Source organism: Maribacter sp. 2-571, assembly GCF_050589625.1.
Classification (GTDB): Bacteria; Bacteroidota; Bacteroidia; order Flavobacteriales; family Flavobacteriaceae; genus Pelagihabitans.
This window is the reverse complement of sequence record NZ_JBNGOP010000087.1, coordinates 1-644: the sequence shown is the minus strand read 5'-3', so window position 1 is coordinate 644 and position 644 is coordinate 1. Positions and strand designations below refer to the sequence as shown.

Below are 644 nucleotides of genomic sequence, written 5' to 3'. Positions count from 1 at the left end.
GTATTGTTGGGCAAGTACGCTAATCAAGATGATATTGTGATCGGTAGCCCGCATGCGAACAGGGACCACTATCAGACCGGTGGTTTGATCGGTTTCTTTGTCAATACCCTGGTCAATAGGGTACGGCTTGATAAGGGGCAGTCCTTTATGGACTTGATCAGGGACGTACATGAAGATCAGGTGGACGCGCAGGCGCATCGGGACTTCCCCTTCGAGCAATTATTGGATCATTTATCGATAGAACGGGACCCTTCCCGCCATCCCCTTTTCCAGGTGATGTTTTCCGTGGAAAGTTTTGGGCAACAAGAAGCCGCTACTTTATCGGAGCATCTGCAGCTTGTCGATCTTGAAGAAGACGATCAAATAGAGAAATTCGATCTCTCGATTTCTATGGACGACAATAGTAGGGCGATCGGGGTCCATATGAGCTATGCGACCAGTTTGTTTAGCCATGAGACCATTGAAAGAATGGCACGGCACTATCTAACGTTATTGGAACGTTTGGTAACAAACGATAAGATCCCTTATCTATCCCACTCGTTGCTGGACGCATCCAATTATCAAACCATGGTGCATGACTGGAACGCTACGGATGTTGAGTATCCAAGGGAAGGGACGATCGTTTCCCTTTTCGAGTCGCAGGT

1 protein-coding gene is annotated in these 644 nt (G+C 47.8%); it reads left to right on the top strand.

Annotation, left to right across the window (positions count from 1 at the left end; genetic code table 11):
• A partial coding sequence (locus tag ACRD7P_RS20990; RefSeq protein ID WP_430909766.1) for a condensation domain-containing protein occupies positions 1-644 on the top strand: 644 nt, incomplete at both ends.